This window comes from Aestuariimicrobium sp. p3-SID1156 (assembly GCF_025144225.1).
Lineage (GTDB): Bacteria > Actinomycetota > Actinomycetes > Propionibacteriales > Propionibacteriaceae > Aestuariimicrobium.
In genome coordinates, this window is sequence record NZ_JALXXB010000027.1 from 1 (window position 1) to 736 (window position 736).

1 protein-coding gene and 1 pseudogene are annotated in these 736 nt (G+C 69.4%); both read left to right on the plus strand.

Going from position 1 to position 736, the window contains the following annotated elements:
* Positions 1–406: recombinase family protein (locus M3G03_RS12770; protein ID WP_259810509.1), on the plus strand; the 406-nt coding region annotated here is incomplete at its 5' end.
* A gap of 58 nt (positions 407–464) precedes the next feature.
* Positions 465–736: pseudogene (locus M3G03_RS12775) on the plus strand (leucine zipper domain-containing protein); the annotation flags it as partial.

Sequence of the window (736 nt, forward strand, 5' to 3'; positions counted from 1 at the left end):
CGTGGTCACCAAGCTCGATCGGCTGGCGCGTTCAGTCCGTGATGCCCACCAGATCGCCGACGACCTCGCGGCGCGGGAAGTGAAGCTGAGCATCGCCGGATCGGTGTACGACCCGACCGACCCGATGGGGAAACTGTTGTTCAACGTGCTGGCGATGGTCGCCGAGTTCGAAGCCGACCTCATCCGTGCCCGCACCCGCGAGGGGATGAAGGTCGCCAAGGCCAAGGGCCGGCTGCGCGGGAAGTCACCGAAACTCACCCCCCGGCAAGAAGCTCACCTCGTCCAGCTACATGCTGCCGACGAGCACACCGTGGGCGAGCTGGCCGAGCTGTTCAGCGTGGGCCGCTCCACGGTCTACCGCGCCCTTCAGCGCGCCGAGCGCGGGCGCGAGAACGCGTTGCAGTAGGTGCGTCGTGGACGCTCGAGCGCGGTGGCGAATCTTCAGGCTCCACGTCGAGGACCAGGTGCCCCTCGCGCGCTTAGCTCGCGAGACCGATGTAGGGCTGCGGACCCTGGAGCGCTGGCACGCCCGCTACCGCGCCGACGGCTACGCCGGACTGGAGACAGCCTCACGGGCGGACGCCGGCTCCCGCCGCCTTCCGCCCGACCTCGTCGACCTGATCGAGGGCCTGGCACTGAGCAAGCCGGGGCCGGCCATCGCCACGATCCATCGCAAAGTCACGGGCATCTGCGCCGCCCGGAGGTGGCCGGTCCCCTCCTACTCGGTGGTGTGGGA